Genomic DNA, 13,826 nt, shown 5'->3' with positions numbered 1-13,826 from the left:
GCCCGCGCCGCCCGCGCCCGCGCCCGCGCCGCCCACACCCGCGCCCGCGCCGCCCGCGCCCGCGTCGCCGACGAAGGCGGGTCCCGTGAGCGCGTCGATCCGCGCGGGGTCGACGGCGAGCGGGCCGTCGCCGGCGGCCTCGAAGGCGAGCAGCGCGCGCGCCAGCGGCCGCGCGTCGCCGCCGCAGGCCTCGACGGCCGCCGCGTCGGCGTTCAGCTCCGCCTCCGTCGCGCGGCGGGCGCCGAGCGGTCTCAGCGCCGGCAGGAAGAAGAGGCTCTGCGCCGCCAGCTCGCCGGCCAGCTGCCGCAGCCCGTCCCGCCGCCGCGCATGCGCCGCCTCGTGCGCGATCAGCGCCCGCAACTGCGGATCCGCGCCACGACCTGCGCCAGCCGAGCCACCGATTGCGCCAGCCGAGCCACCGATTGCGCCAGCCGAGCCACCGATTGCGCCAGCCGAGCCGCCAATTGCGCCAGCCGAGCCACCGATTGCGCCAGCCGCGCCGCCAATTGCGCCAGCCGCGCCGCCATCTGCGACGAGCGCGCCACCCCCGAGCGCCGCCACCGCCCCGCTGCTGACGTGGATCCGCGGGCGCCAGAGGCCGGCGCAGAAGGCGAGCGGGCGGGGGTCGTCGATCACGCGCACGGTCACGCCGTCGAGCTGGCTCGGCACCGCCGCCGCCAGCGCCGGAGCGATCCGCCGCCGCGCGCGCAGGTGGCGCAGCAGCGCCGCGCCGCCGCGCAGCGCGACCGCCAGCGCCAGCAGCGCCGAGATCGCGACCAGCGGCCATTCGAGCAGGATGTGGACGAGCAGCGGCTCGTGGGCGTGGTCGATCGCGTCGGCGGCGTCGTCGCCCGGCAGCAGCGCGACGGCGGCGGCGAGGGCGGCGGCGACGGTCGCGATCGTGCCGAGCAGCGCCAGCAGCGCTTCGATTCTCCATGCTGACCTGCGGTCCGGCACCGTCGCGGACGGTAGCGGAGGTGCGGGAGACACAGGTTTCCGAGGCGTGAATGGGCGAGTTCGACATCCGCCCGGCCCGACCACCTACCATTCTTGGTTGACTGGCCAATCAGGCCGCACCTCAGACGAGCACAACCGAGGTAGGGAGACATGTCAAGCACCGAAGCGCTGGTCTTCGACGCCATCCGCACACCGCGCGGAAAGGGCAAGAGCAACGGCTCGCTGCACACGACGAAGCCGGTCGACCTCGTGGTCGGCCTGATGCACGAGATCCTCTCGCGCAACGTGGCGCTCGATCCAAAGCGGATCGACGACGTCGTGCTCGGCTGCGTCACGCCGGTCGGCGACCAGGGGATGGACATCGCCAAGACCGCCGCGCTGAAGGCCGGTCTGCCGGACACCGTCGCCGGCGTCCAGCTCAACCGCTTCTGCGCCTCCGGCCTCGAGGCCGTCAACATCGCGGCGCAGAAGGTCGCCTCCGGCTGGGAGGACCTCGTCCTCGCCGGCGGCGTCGAGTCGATGTCGCGCGTGCCGATGGGCACCGACGGCGGCGCCTGGGCGCTCGACCCGGAGACGAACCTCGACACCGACTTCGTCCCGCAGGGCATCTCGGCCGACCTGATCGCGACCGTCGAGGGCTTCACGCGCGACGACGTCGACTCGTACGCCGTCCGCTCGCAGGAGCGCGCCGCGGCCGCCCAGGCCGCCGGCAAGTTCAAGGACTCGGTCGTCCCGGTGCTCGACATCAACGACCACGTCGTGCTCGACAACGACGAGTTCATCCGCGCCGGCACGACGACCGCGACGCTCGGCAACCTGAAGCCGTCGTTCGCCGCGATGGGCGAGATGGGCGGCTTCGACGCGGTGGCGCTGCAGAAGTACCACTGGATCGAGAGAATCGACCACGTCCACACGCCGGGCAACAGCTCCGGCATCGTCGACGGCGCCTCGCTGCTGGCGATCGGCAACGCGCAGCTGGGCGAGGAGCTGGGCCTCAAGCCGCGCGCCCGCATCCTCGCGACGGCCGTCTCCGGCGCCGATCCGACGATCATGCTGACCGGCCCGGCGCCGGCCTCGCGCAAGGCGCTGGCGAAGGCCGGCATCAGCAAGGACGACCTCGATCTCGTCGAGATCAACGAGGCGTTCGCGGCCGTCGTCCTGCGCTTCGTCAAGGACCTCGACCTCGACATGGAGAAGGTCAACGTCAACGGCGGCGCGATCGCGATGGGCCACCCGCTCGGCGCGACCGGCGGCATGATCCTCGGCACGCTGATCGACGAGCTGCACCGGACGGGCGGCAGATACGGGCTGGCGACGCTCTGCGTCGGCGGCGGCATGGGCATCGCGACGGTCGTGGAGGCGATCTGATGAGCGACAACACGATCCGCTGGGAGCAGGACGCCGACGGCGTCGTCATCCTCACGCTCGACGACCCGAACCAGGGCGCCAACACGATGAACGAGGCCTACGCCCGTTCGATGGCCGCCGCGGTCGCGAGACTCGAGGCCGAGAAGGAGGCGGTCACGGGCGTGATCCTCACCTCGGCGAAGAAGACCTTCTTCGCCGGCGGCGACCTCAACGACCTGAGAGCGGTCACGCCGGAGCGGGCGGAGGAGTTCGCCGCCGGTCTGCGCGAGATCAAGGGCCAGCTGCGCCGTCTGGAGACGCTCGGCAAGCCGGTCGTCGCGGCGGTCAACGGCACCGCGCTCGGCGGCGGCCTGGAGATCGCGCTCGCGACCCACCGCCGCATCGTCGTCGACGACAGCAAGATCCAGCTCGGCTTCCCCGAGGTCTCGCTCGGCCTGCTGCCGGGTGGCGGCGGCGTCGTCCGCACGGTGCGGATGCTCGGCATCGTCAACGCGCTGATGCAGTTCCTGCTGCAGGGCAAGAGAGTGCGGCCGGGCAAGGCGCTGGAGCTGGGGATCGTCGACGAGCTGGTCGCGACCAGAGACGACCTGATCCCGGCGGCGAAGAAGTGGATCGCCGAGAACCCCGAGGCGCAGCAGCCGTGGGATGCCGACAAGAAGTACAAGATCCCCGGCGGCACGCCGTCGACGCCGGCGCTGGCGATGAACCTGCCGGCCTTCCCGGCCAACCTCAAGAAGCAGCTGAAGGGCGCCAACTACCCGGCTCCGGCCGCGATCATGGCGGCCGCGATCGAGGGCGCGCAGGTCGACTTCGACTCGGCGATCGAGATCGAGGGCCGCTACTTCGTCAAGCTGGCGACCGGCCAGGTCTCGAAGAACATGATCCAGGCGTTCTTCTTCGACCTCCAGCAGGTCAACGGCGACCGCGGCCGTCCGGCCGAGATCGAGCCGTTCATGTCGAGAAAGGCCGTCGTGCTCGGCGCCGGCATGATGGGCGCCGCGATCGCGTACGTCTGCGCGAAGGCCGGCATCGAGGTCGTGCTCAAGGACGTCGACCAGGCGGCCGCCGAGCGCGGCAAGGACTACTCCAAGAGACTGCTCGACAAGGCCGTCTCGCGCGGTCGCTCGACGCAGGAGAAGGCCGACGCGCTGCTGGCCCTGATCACGCCGACGACCGACCCCGCCGCGGCGGCCGGCGCCGACCTCGTGATCGAGGCCGTGTTCGAGGATCCGGCCGTCAAGGCGAGAGTGTTCGCCGAGATCGAGCCGCACCTGGCGCCCGGCGCGCTGCTGGGCTCGAACACCTCGACGCTGCCGATCACGCAGCTGGCCGAGGGCGTCTCGCGCCCGGCCGACTTCATCGGCCTGCACTTCTTCTCGCCCGTCGACAAGATGCCGCTGCTGGAGATCATCAAGGGCGAGGCGACCTCGGACGAGACGCTCTACCGCGCGCTCGACGTCGCCAAGCAGATCAAGAAGACGCCGATCGTCGTCAACGACTCGCGCGGCTTCTTCACCTCGCGCGTGATCGGCACGTTCATCAACGAGGGCATCTCGATGCTGGTCGAGGGCATCCCCGCGCCGACGATCGAGCAGGCCTCCTCGCAGGCCGGCTACCCGGCGCCGGTGCTGCAGCTCAGCGACGAGCTGAACCTGAAGCTGATGCGCAAGATCCGCAACGCCGCGAAGGCCGCGAACGACGCCGTCGGCACCGGCTGGGACGAGCATCCGTCCGAGACCGTGATCGACGCGATGCTCGACAGATACGACCGCCCCGGCAAGCTCGAGGGCCGCGGGTTCTACTCGTACGCCGACGGCAAGCGCACCGGCATCTGGGAGGGCCTCGCCGAGGCGTTCCCGCCGGTCTCCGATCCCTCGGCGATCGTGCTGAGAGACCTCGAGGAGCGGATGATGTTCATCGAGGCGATCGAGACGATCAAGTGCCGCGACGAGGGCGTCATCGAGTCGGTCGCCGACGCCAACATCGGCTCGATCTTCGGCATCGGCTTCCCCGCCTGGAGCGGCGGCGTGCTGCAGTACGTCAACGGATACGAGGGCGGCGTCGCCGGCTTCGTCGCCCGCGCTCGCGAGCTGTCCGCCAAGTACGGCGACCGCTTCGACCCGCCCGCCTCGCTGGTGGAGGCGTCCGAGAAGGGCGACCTCTACCTCGACGGAGTCGCGACGCCGGCGTAGCCGTTCCTCCACAGTCCCGTCACAGTTCGGCGGTAGCGCCGCGCGTGGCGGGACTGTGAAGCTAGGGCCATGACCGGCCCGAGCTCCGAGCCCCGTGAAGTTACTGTCGATAAACGACAGCAACTTCACGCAGCTCCCGATGCCGTCCTCGCCGAGCTGGCTGAAAGACAGTGCGGTGTGGTGTCCCGACGGCAACTGGAGGCCGCGGGGCTGACTCCCTCGATGCTCAGGGTCCGCCTCGAACGGGGAACGCTGGTGAAGCTCAACCGCGGCGTCTACGCCGTCGGCCACCGCCGCCTCAACCCCAGAGGCGTCCGCATCGCGGCGCTGTTCGCGGCCGGGCCGGGGGCCGTGCTCAGCCATCGCGACGCGGCCGGGGTGCACGGGATCCGGCCCGGCAACGACCGCGCCACCGACGTCACGATCGAAGGCAAGCGAGTCGCGCCGAACGGCATCCGCCTCCACCGCGCCGCCCTCCCGCCCGACGAGGTCACGCGGGTCGACGGGCTGCCGCTGACGACGGTCGAGCGGACGCTGGTCGACCTCGCGGCGATGCTGCCGCGCGACCACCTCGGCAAGGCGCTCCACGAGGCCGACCGCCAGCGGCTGCTCGACGTGCCCTCGATCGAGGCGGTGATGGAGCGGACGCGCGGGCGCACCAAGACCGGCCACGCCGCGATGCGCGCCGCGCTCGACGACCTGCGCGCGGGCGAGCTGCAGCTGACCCGCTCCGACATGGAGATCGTCTTCGCGCGGCTGATCCGCGACCACGCGCTGCCGCGCGCACGCCTCAACGTCTGGATCGACGAGCGCGAGGTCGACGCCTGGTGGCCCGAGGCCGGCGTCGCGGTCGAGCTGGACAGCTGGCGGGACCACGGCACGCGCCGCGCCTTCCAGCGCGACCGCGAGAAGGGCAACCTGCTGACGCTGCGCGGGGTGCGGCTGCTGCGCTTCACCCACCGCGACGTCGTCGAGCGGGCGGCGCTCGTCGCCGCGCAGGTGCGCGCGGCGCTCGCGGCTCAGCCGTAGAGGCCGGTGCTCGTCTGGATCCCGCAGCCGAGGATGCGGGCGACGTCGTCGCCGGCGTTGCGGATCTGGAAGGGGCGGCCGGCGCGGACGTAGATCGTGTCGCCGGGGCCGAGGCGGTGGTCGGTGCCGTCGAGCGAGATGACGACGTCGCCGGCGATCACGTGGCTGAAGTGGTCGGTCAGCAGCGAGGCCGGCTCGTCCATCGCGGCGCCCGGCTCGTAGACCCAGACCATCGGGATCAGCGGCCGCTCGGTGTCGGCGACCAGCAGGTAGGCGTCGATGTGCTCGCCGTGCGAGTGGACGCGCGCCTCCTCGCCGAAGCGGACGACCTCGGAGATCGGCGCCTCCGGCTTGACCAGCTCGATCAGCGAGGCGCGGTAGATCTGCAGCAGCCGCATCAGCCGGTTCATCGCGAGATCGCTCTGCTCGCGCTCGACCAGTGACAGGAAGGAGGCTGAGAGGCCGGCCTGGCGCGCCGCCTCCTTGATCGAGAGGCCTCGGCGCTGGCGCAGCTCCCGCAGGCGGGCGCCGAGTGGTTGGTCGGAGAGATCGCTGGTCATCGTCGCCGGCGTGCTCGTGCGAGCGCGCCGGCGACGGATTTTACGACCCGGCCGCGGCGGCGACGTAGCTGGCGACCGCCTCGATCTGCTCGGGCGCGAGCGTGCCGTCGAATGAGGGCATTCCGCCGCCGCCTCCTCTGACCTTCGCGGCGACGACCTCGGCGGACGGTCTGGCGTCGTCGAGGTTGGGCCCGACGGAGCCGGTCGCGCCGGCGTCGGCGAGCGTGTGGCAGCCGGCGCACGACTGCGTGAAGATCGCCTTGCCCTCCGCATCGGCCCCGGAGCCGCCGCCGCTGGCCGCGTCGTCGCCGCCCGCGGCCGGCGCCTCGGAGCCGCCGGAGCCGGCGGGTCTGACCGCGGTCGAGCCGCCCTCGGGCTGGCCGGGCCGCTCGGTCAGCTGCACCGACGCCTGCTTCGTGTCGCCGTCGTCGCCGCAGGCGGCGAGGCCGAACGCGAGCCCGAGGCAGGCGCAGAGGAGGGCGGGCAGGTGGGCGGGGCGCAGCGGCATGGCGGGACTCTCCTGTCTGACGGGGCGCGCTCTGCGGCGCTGGCGAGAACGTACACGAGGTGCGCAAAATATGCGATAGTCGCCCCGCTGTTGGGATTAAATTGTGTGGTTGGAGGAGAGAGCATGGCCGACGACGTGACGGCGCAGGCGCAGGGGCACAACGGCTCGAAGGTGTCGCGACGGTCGCTGCTCGCCGCCGCCGGCGCGGTGACCGGCGGCGCCGTGCTGGCGCGCGCGCCGCGCGTCGCGAAGGCGGCCGGGCAGTCGTTCGACGCCGAGGCCGACGTGATCGTCGTCGGCGGCGGCGGGGCCGCCTTCGCGGCGGCGATCGGCGCCGCCCAGGCCGGCACGAAGGTGCTCGTGCTGGAGAAGGCGCCGGCGATCGGCGGGACGACCGCGCGCTCCGGCGGCGCCTACTGGATCCCCAACAACCACCTGCTGCGCGCGAAGGGCGTCGAGGACCCGAAGGACCCGGCCGTCGCGCTGATGGCGCGGCTCGCCTTCCCGACCGTCTACGACCCCGAGGCGCCGGCGCTCGGGCTCGACAGATTCAGCCACGGGCTGCTGTCGGCCTACTACGACCTCGCCCCGACCGTGCTGACGCGGATCGAGCGGATGGGCGCGATCAGATCGCAGATCGCGGCGCTGCGGCCGGGCCAGAACGCGACCGACGGGATCGACTGGACCCATCCCGAGTACCACGCCGAGCTGCCCGAGAACAAGGCGCCGTACGGCCGCACGCTCAACCCGATCGGCGCCGAGGGCGGAGGCGGCGGCAGCCTCATGACCGGCCTCGCCGGCTACGCCCGCAGACAGGGCGTGAGAGTGATGACCGGCCAGCACGTCGTCCAGCTGGCGACCAACGCGAAGGGAGAGGTCGTCGGCGTGCAGGCGATCACGGCCGACGGCGAGCGCCTCTACCGCGCCCGCCGCGCCGTCGTCTTCGGCAGCGGCGGCTTCACGCAGGACCGCTCGAAGGTCATGAACTACCTGCGCGGGCCGATCTTCGGCGGCTGCGCGGTGCCGACCAACACCGGCGACTTCATCGACATGGCCTCGCAGCTCGGCGCGCGCCTGGGCAACATGCGCAACGGCTTCTTCGTCCAGCACGTGCTCGAGCAGGCGCTGGCGAACTCGTCGGTCGTCGACGATCTGTGGATCCCGCCGGGCGACGCGATGATCATGGTCAACCGCTACGGCGTCCGCGTCGCGAGCGAGAAGACGCCGTACAACGAGCACACGCAGAGCCATTTCGTCTGGGACACGACCCGCGCCGAGTACCCCAACCTGGTGCAGTTCATGGTCTACGACGACGCCGTCGCCAACGACCCGTACCAGGCCTACGGCGCGCCGATACCGGTCCCCGGCAAGCGCGCGCCGCACGTCATCAGCGGCGCGACGATCCCGCAGCTGGCGCAGAAGATCGAGGAGCGGCTGACGAGACTGCGCGGCAGATTCGCGATCAACGGCGCGATCGGGCCGGACGTGCGGCTCGACGACCGCTTCGCGGCGACGCTGCAGCAGACGATCGACCGCTTCGACGGCTTCGCGCGCGAAGGCCGCGATCCCGACTTCGGTCGCGGCTCGACGCCGATCCAGGTCTCGTGGGGCGGCGCCCGCCGCAGAGGCAACGCGAAGAACCCGTCGATGCACCCGTTCAGCTCCTCGGGGCCGTACCACTGCATCCTGATCGGCGGCGGCACGCTCGACACCAACGGCGGCCCGGTCGTCGACGCCTCCGGCAGAGTGCTGCACGTCAGCGGCCGGCCGATCCCCGGCCTCTACGGCGCCGGCAACTGCGTCGCGTCGCTGGCGGGGCAGGCCTACTGGTCGGCCGGCGGCACCCTCGGCCCCGCGATCACCGGCGGCTTCACGGCCGGTGAGAACGCGCTCTCCGAGCCGGTCAAGGAGGTCTGACGATGGCGGTCGCGCCGGCCTGGGAGGCACTCGACCGCGCGGGCCTCGTCTACGCGGTCGAGGAGCCGGCCGGCGCGGCTGCCACGGGGGTGGGGGGCGCGGGGGCGGCCGGCGGCGGCGTCGCGCCCGCCGCGGCCGGTGCGACGATCGTGCTGCGCGGCGTCGCGACCGACCCGGAACGGCTGGCGGCGCTCGCGCGCGTCGCCGCGCCGGCGCGGCGGCTGCTCGTCCCCGAGCCGCTGCGCTTCCTCTATCTCGGCCGGCACCACGTCGGTCAGCGCTGGTGGGTGACCGGGCTCGACGGCGAGCACGAGCCGGCGACCTTCGGCGACGCGCTCCATGCCGTCGAGCAGTTCGCCGACGGCGCGTGCGAGCAGTGGGGCGCGGCGCCGCTGCTGATCGGGCACGGGCAGGGCGGGGAGCTGGCGCTCGCGCTCGCCCTGCTGCTCGGCGACCGCGTGGGCGGCGTCGCCGCGATCGACGCCGCGCTGCCGCGGGTGCCGGGGTGGGAGCTGCCCGCGCCCGCGCTCGCGGGGCTGCCGGTGCTGCTGCTGCCGGGCGCCCAGCCGCCGCGCGAGCTGGAGCGGACCCGCCGCGCGCTGCTCGCCGCCGGCGCCCGCCTGACCGAGGCGCCCCCGAGCGCCGACGCCGCCCCGCTCGGCCCCGCGCTCGACCCCCAGCTCGCCGGCTGGCTCAGCTGAGGCGGGGCCGCGCGGGCTCGGCACGCGTCGCCGGCTGGCTCAGCTGAGGCGGGGCGCGACTCGGCTGACGCGTCGTCCGCCCGGCACGCCGCATCGCTGCCCGTCGGCGCGCGCATCGGTCGCCCGCCCGCGCGCTCCGGCGGGCCATCCGGCGCTCTCCAGACGACCGCGAACGCGCCCCGCGCGCGACAAGTCAACCGATTGATCTAGACAAACGATTGTCTTGTGTTACTCTGCCGCGCAGCGAACGTCAGAGAGAGGTTCGCAGACCCTGTGCAGGACGTCGAGGGCGCGCGTGCGCCGACCGACCGAGCGCGCCGCCTCACCCGGGCGGTGGGGACGAGTCGTGCGATGGAGGAGAGAGCGGTGGTGAGAGTCGACGCACACCAGCACGTCTGGGACATCGAGAGCGGTGGCTATCCGACGCTGGCCGCGCTGCCCGCGCCCGCCAACCGCACCTACGAGCCCGCCGAGCTGCTCCCGCAGCTGGTCGCGAGCGGCATCGACGCGACCGTGCTGGTGCAGGCCGAGGACCACCACGAGGACACCGCCGCGATGCTCGCCCACGCGCGCGAGCACGATTGGATCGCCGGCGTCGTCGGCTGGCTGCCGCTGCTGGACCCGCAGGCGACCGCCGCGCGGATCGCCGACTGGGCGCAGGAGCCGCTGCTCGTCGGCATGCGCCACCTGATCCACGACGAGCCCGATCCGCAGTGGCTGCTGCAGCCGCAGGTGATCGAGTCGCTGAAGCTGCTCGCGCGGGCCGGCATCCCGTACGACGTCGTCGCGGTGCTGCCGGAGCACCTCGCGCTGGTGCCGCGGATCGCGCGGCGGGTGCCCGGCCTGAAGCTGGTGATCGACCACCTCGCCAAGCCGCCGATCGCGGCGGGCGGCTGGGAGCCGTGGGCGACGCTGCTGGCCGAGGCGGCCGCCGTGCCGGGCGTGCACGCGAAGGTCTCCGGCCTCAACACCGCCGCCGACCCGCAGACGTGGGACGCCGACGCGCTGCGCCGCTACGTCGACCACGCGCTCGACTGCTTCGGCGCAGACCGCCTGATGTTCGGCGGCGACTGGCCGATCGCCCGCCTCGCCGGCGAGTACGCCGACGTCGTGCGCGAGACCGGCGCACTGCTCGCCGACCTGCCGCCGGCCGACCAGGCCGCGATCTGGGGCGGCACCGCCGAGCGCTTCTACGGCCTGAGGATCCGCGGCACCGCGAGCGCGGCGGCAGCCGGCGCGGCGGAAGCGTCCGCGAGCGCGGAAGCGGCCCCCGGCGGCGCGGCGCCCGCCGGCGACGCGACGAAGGCGGAGGCCTGACGCCCCATGCTCCACCAGCTCGAACCCGTCGCGGTCGCCTGCGATCTCAGCATCCCCGCCGAGCGGCGGCTCGGGGTCGGGATCGTCGGCGCCGGCGCGATCGTCGACACGGCGCACCTGCCCGCCTACCGCAGAGCGGGCCTGACGATCCACGGCCTCTACGACCGTGACCTCGCGCGCGCGGAAGAGGTCGGCGCGCGCCATCGGGTGCCGGTCGCCGACTCGCTGCAGGCGCTGCTCGACGACCCCGCCGTGCAGGTGATCGACATCGCCGTCGTCGCCAGCGCGCAGGTCGAGATCGCCCTCAGCGCGATCGCCGCCGGCAAGCACGTGCTGTGCCAGAAGCCGCTCGCGCCGACGCTCGAAGAGGCGCACCTGCTGGTCGAGGCCGCGCGCGAGCAGGGCGTCCAGCTCGCCGTCAACCAGCAGCTGCGCTTCGACGAGGGCGTCGCCGCCGCCCGCGCGATGGTCGAGGCCGGCTGGATCGGCGCGCCGACCGCGCTCACGATCGACGTCGACATCGCGACCGACTGGTCCGCCTGGCCGTGGCTGATGGAGACGCCGCGGCTGGAGATCATGTTCCACTCGATCCACTACCTCGACGCGATCCGCGACCTCTTCGGCGATCCGGAGCGGGTCCACTGCGTGCTCGGCCGCCGCCCCGGCCAGGGCGCTCGCGGCGAGACGCGCACGGCAGCGACGCTGACCTTCCCCGGCGACAAGCTCGCGGTCGTCCACTCCAACCACGAGAACATCGCCGGCGACCACCACGCGCGCTTCCGCGTCGACGGCTCGGAGGGCTCGATCCGCGGCACCTTCGGCCTGCTCTACGACTACCCGCACGGCCGCCCCGACACGGTCGAGGTCTTCAGCCGCACGCTGCCGACCGACGGCTGGCTGCCGTACCCGGTCACGCAGCGCTGGATCCCCGACGCCTTCGCCGGCCCGATCGGCTCGCTGATGCACGCCGTCGCCGGCGGCCCGCCGCCGCGCACGGCCGGCGCCGACAACCTCAGGACGCTCGCGGTCGTCGAGGCGCTCTACGAATCGCACGAGAACGGCGACGTGCGCGTGCCCGCGTATGCGAGGGTGCCGGCATGAGCTCCAGCACGAAGGCGAGCGACGCGAAGAAGGCCGTCACCCTGCTCGACGTGGCGACGCGCGCCGGCGTCGACCGCTCGGTCGTCTCGCGCGTGCTGAGCGACGACCCGCGCCTCAGCATCCGCGACGAGACGCGCGCGCGGGTGCTGGCCGCCGTGCGCGAGCTGGACTACCGCCCGAACGCGCTCGCGCGCAGCCTGCGGACCCGCCGCGCCGACACCTACGGCCTGCTGATCCCGGACTTCGGCAACCCCGTCTACGCCTCGATCATCCAGGGCGCGGAGGCGGCGGCGATCGCGCGCGACTGCGTGCTGATGACCGGCTCGGTCGGCGCCGGCCCGGCGCAGGCGGCCCACCATCTCGACGTGATCGGCCGCGGCCGCGTGGACGGCCTGCTGCTGGCCGGCGACCACACCGCCGGCGCCAGCCTCGAAGAGCTGGACCGCCGCGGGATCCCGTGGCTGCTGGTCAACCGCAGGCTGCCGAGAGCGCGCCGCTGGGTCGTGCTCGACGACGAGGAGGCGGCCGGGCTCGCCGTCCGTCACCTGATCGGCCTCGGCCACGAGCGGATCGCGCACGTCGCCGGGCCGAGAGACGCCGACACCGCCCGCCGCCGCATGCGCGGCTGGAGAACGGCGATGAGAGCGGCCGGCCTGAGCACGCCGGCGAGCGCCGCGGTCGTCTCCGACTACACGCCCGAGGGCGGGGCGGCGGCGACGCGCGAGCTGCTGACGCGCAGAGATCGCCCGACGGCGATCCTCGTCGCCAACATCGCGGCGGCGATCGGCACGCTGGCGGTCTGCGGCGAGCTGGGCGTGAGTGTGCCCGGCGAGCTGTCGGTCGTCGCCGTCCACGACCTTGCGCTGGCCGCGTTCCTGCGGCCCGCGCTGACGACCGTCCGCACGCCGCTGGAGAAGCTCGGCGAGCGTGCGATCGAACTGCTGGCCTCGACGGCGCCCGACGCGCCGATCGAGGAGGTGGTGACCGGCTCGCTGGAGCTGGTCGACCGCGGATCGACGGCCCCGCCTCGCGGCGCGGCCGCTTAGGGACCGGCCACCAGCCCGAGAACCGATGATCCGGCGGAGGAGTGAGAGATGATGGTCAATCGATTGACTCGTCAGGAGGAGAAGGGTCGATGAAGATGCACAAGATCTCCCGCAACGCGGGGATCGCGCTCGCGACCGTCGCGCTCGGCGTCGCCGGCGCCGGCTGCGGCGCCTCGGAGAGCAGCGACGGCGGCAGCGACACGGCGGCGGCGAAGCCCGCCGACCAGCTGACGATCGGCGTCTCCAACCTCGGTCTCGCGGCGCCCTTCCCGGCCGCGATCAGCCGCGGCATCAAGGCCGCCGCGCAGGAGCAGGGGGTCAGAATCGTCGAGCTCGACGGCAAGTCCGACCCGGACAAGCAGGCCAACGACATGCAGGACCTGCTCGCGCAGAGACCGGACGGGATCCTGCTGCTGCCGGTCGACTCCGGCATCGCCCAGGGCCTCGTCGACAGCGCCAGCGAGGCCGGCATCCCGGTCGTCGCGGTCGCCTCGCAGGTCGGCGACCCGAGCGAGCGCGAGCTGAAGGACGTCTACCCGAGACTGGCCGCGCTCGTCACGCAGGACGAGGTCGCCTCCGGCGAGAAGGCCGCCGAGATCGTTCTCAGAGCGCTCCCCAACGGCGGCGAGATAGCGATCCTCGAGGGCGCCGCCGGCTTCGCCGAGAGCAAGCTGCGCCAGGTCGGCTTCGACGAGGTGCTGAGAGACTCCGGCAAGTCGTTCAGAGTCGTCGCCTCGCAGCCGGGCGACTGGCTGCCGGACAAGGGCGAGGCGGTCTGCCAGAACTTCATCGCCGCCCACCCGGGGCTGAGACTGGTCTACTCGCACTCCGACGACATGGCCGTCGGCTGCACGAAGGCCGTCAGACAGGCGAACAAGGACATCAAGGTCGTCGGCGTCGGCGGCTCGAGACTGGGTATGAACGCGGTCGAGGCCGGCGAGATGCTCGGCACCGTCTGCTACCTGCCGGAGGAGCTGGGCAGAGTCGCGCTCGACACGCTCGTCGGCGACCTGACCGGCGACAGACCGGTGAGAGCCGAGTTCGTCAGCTACGAGACGCCGGCGACGACGAGAGCAAACGCGAGCGAATGCCATGCCCAGTGGTGAGCAGCAGCACGTAGCGCTGCTGAG

General features: G+C 73.0%; 12 protein-coding genes. 9 read left to right on the top strand and 3 right to left on the bottom strand.

Going from position 1 to position 13,826, the window contains the following annotated elements:
* Positions 1-957 (bottom strand): M48 family metalloprotease (locus tag Q7L73_RS25810; protein ID WP_304715710.1); only part of this gene is annotated, 957 nt, incomplete at its 3' end.
* Positions 958-1,107: 150 nt separating this feature from the next.
* Here Q7L73_RS25810 and Q7L73_RS25805 point away from each other — a divergent pair.
* The 3 genes from Q7L73_RS25805 to Q7L73_RS25795 all read left to right on the top strand — a co-directional run bounded on the left by Q7L73_RS25805 (position 1,108) and on the right by Q7L73_RS25795 (position 5,546).
* Positions 1,108-2,325 (top strand): acetyl-CoA C-acetyltransferase, encoded by a 1,218-nt coding sequence (locus tag Q7L73_RS25805; protein WP_304693703.1) that lies wholly within the window; start codon positions 1,108-1,110, stop codon positions 2,323-2,325.
* Positions 2,325-4,517 carry a 3-hydroxyacyl-CoA dehydrogenase NAD-binding domain-containing protein gene (locus tag Q7L73_RS25800; protein ID WP_304693701.1) on the top strand — a complete coding sequence of 731 codons (2,193 nt, stop codon included), beginning with the start codon at positions 2,325-2,327 and terminating at the stop codon, positions 4,515-4,517. The genes Q7L73_RS25805 and Q7L73_RS25800 overlap by 1 nt, the downstream gene beginning before the upstream one ends.
* Positions 4,518-4,586: 69 nt before the next feature.
* Complete coding sequence (locus tag Q7L73_RS25795) at positions 4,587-5,546, top strand: type IV toxin-antitoxin system AbiEi family antitoxin domain-containing protein (protein WP_304693699.1); 960 nt, start codon at positions 4,587-4,589, stop codon at positions 5,544-5,546.
* Here the strand turns inward: Q7L73_RS25795 and Q7L73_RS25790 are convergent.
* Both Q7L73_RS25790 and Q7L73_RS25785 read right to left on the bottom strand, forming a co-directional pair.
* Positions 5,537-6,106, bottom strand: a complete 570-nt coding sequence (locus tag Q7L73_RS25790; RefSeq protein WP_304693697.1) for a cupin domain-containing protein — start codon at positions 6,104-6,106, stop codon at positions 5,537-5,539. The two genes, Q7L73_RS25795 and Q7L73_RS25790, sit on opposite strands and share 10 nt — an antisense overlap.
* A gap of 40 nt (positions 6,107-6,146) precedes the next feature.
* Positions 6,147-6,614: a cytochrome c gene (locus Q7L73_RS25785; RefSeq protein ID WP_304693696.1), complete on the bottom strand. Its 468-nt coding sequence runs from the start codon at positions 6,612-6,614 to the stop codon at positions 6,147-6,149.
* Between the two features lie 123 nt (positions 6,615-6,737).
* On the opposite strand from Q7L73_RS25785, the gene Q7L73_RS25780 reads away from it, so the two are divergent.
* The 6 genes from Q7L73_RS25780 (at position 6,738) to Q7L73_RS25755 (ending at position 13,802) form a co-directional block, all read left to right on the top strand.
* Positions 6,738-8,531, top strand: a complete 1,794-nt coding sequence (locus Q7L73_RS25780) for an FAD-dependent oxidoreductase (protein ID WP_304693694.1) — start codon at positions 6,738-6,740, stop codon at positions 8,529-8,531.
* Between the two features lie 2 nt (positions 8,532-8,533).
* A complete protein-coding gene (locus Q7L73_RS25775) occupies positions 8,534-9,232 on the top strand; it encodes a hypothetical protein (RefSeq protein WP_304693692.1) in 699 nt (232 codons plus the stop codon).
* A gap of 351 nt (positions 9,233-9,583) precedes the next feature.
* A complete protein-coding gene (locus Q7L73_RS25770; RefSeq protein WP_304693690.1) occupies positions 9,584-10,549 on the top strand; it encodes an amidohydrolase in 966 nt (321 codons plus the stop codon).
* 6 nt (positions 10,550-10,555) lie between these two features.
* A complete protein-coding gene (locus tag Q7L73_RS25765) occupies positions 10,556-11,650 on the top strand; it encodes a Gfo/Idh/MocA family protein (protein ID WP_304693688.1) in 1,095 nt (364 codons plus the stop codon).
* Positions 11,647-12,696 carry a LacI family DNA-binding transcriptional regulator gene (locus tag Q7L73_RS25760; RefSeq protein WP_304693686.1) on the top strand — a complete coding sequence of 350 codons (1,050 nt, stop codon included), beginning with the start codon at positions 11,647-11,649 and terminating at the stop codon, positions 12,694-12,696. Before Q7L73_RS25765 ends, Q7L73_RS25760 begins: the two co-directional genes overlap by 4 nt.
* An 89-nt stretch (positions 12,697-12,785) precedes the next feature.
* The gene (locus tag Q7L73_RS25755; protein ID WP_304693684.1) at positions 12,786-13,802 is read left to right on the top strand and encodes a sugar ABC transporter substrate-binding protein; all 1,017 of its coding nucleotides are present in this window, start codon (positions 12,786-12,788) and stop codon (positions 13,800-13,802) included.
* Positions 13,803-13,826: the final 24 nt, after the last annotated feature.

This window comes from Conexibacter sp. CPCC 205762 (genome assembly GCF_030646155.1).
Classification (GTDB): domain Bacteria; phylum Actinomycetota; class Thermoleophilia; order Solirubrobacterales; family Solirubrobacteraceae; genus Conexibacter.
Note: the sequence above shows the minus strand (reverse complement) of the source record. Positions and strands in the feature narration are given on the sequence as shown.

Excerpts from the sequence above, each read along its gene's own strand:
- Q7L73_RS25805 (WP_304693703.1), top strand. The coding sequence starts at position 1,108 with ATGTCAAGCACCGAAGCGCTGGTCTTCGACGCCATCCGCACACCGCGC.
- Q7L73_RS25800 (WP_304693701.1), top strand. The coding sequence starts at position 2,325 with ATGAGCGACAACACGATCCGCTGGGAGCAGGACGCCGACGGCGTCGTC.
- Q7L73_RS25795 (WP_304693699.1), top strand. The coding sequence starts at position 4,587 with ATGACCGGCCCGAGCTCCGAGCCCCGTGAAGTTACTGTCGATAAACGA.
- Q7L73_RS25790 (WP_304693697.1), bottom strand. The coding sequence starts at position 6,106 with ATGACCAGCGATCTCTCCGACCAACCACTCGGCGCCCGCCTGCGGGAG.
- Q7L73_RS25785 (WP_304693696.1), bottom strand. The coding sequence starts at position 6,614 with ATGCCGCTGCGCCCCGCCCACCTGCCCGCCCTCCTCTGCGCCTGCCTC.
- Q7L73_RS25780 (WP_304693694.1), top strand. The coding sequence starts at position 6,738 with ATGGCCGACGACGTGACGGCGCAGGCGCAGGGGCACAACGGCTCGAAG.
- Q7L73_RS25775 (WP_304693692.1), top strand. The coding sequence starts at position 8,534 with ATGGCGGTCGCGCCGGCCTGGGAGGCACTCGACCGCGCGGGCCTCGTC.
- Q7L73_RS25770 (WP_304693690.1), top strand. The coding sequence starts at position 9,584 with ATGGAGGAGAGAGCGGTGGTGAGAGTCGACGCACACCAGCACGTCTGG.
- Q7L73_RS25765 (WP_304693688.1), top strand. The coding sequence starts at position 10,556 with ATGCTCCACCAGCTCGAACCCGTCGCGGTCGCCTGCGATCTCAGCATC.
- Q7L73_RS25760 (WP_304693686.1), top strand. The coding sequence starts at position 11,647 with ATGAGCTCCAGCACGAAGGCGAGCGACGCGAAGAAGGCCGTCACCCTG.
- Q7L73_RS25755 (WP_304693684.1), top strand. The coding sequence starts at position 12,786 with ATGAAGATGCACAAGATCTCCCGCAACGCGGGGATCGCGCTCGCGACC.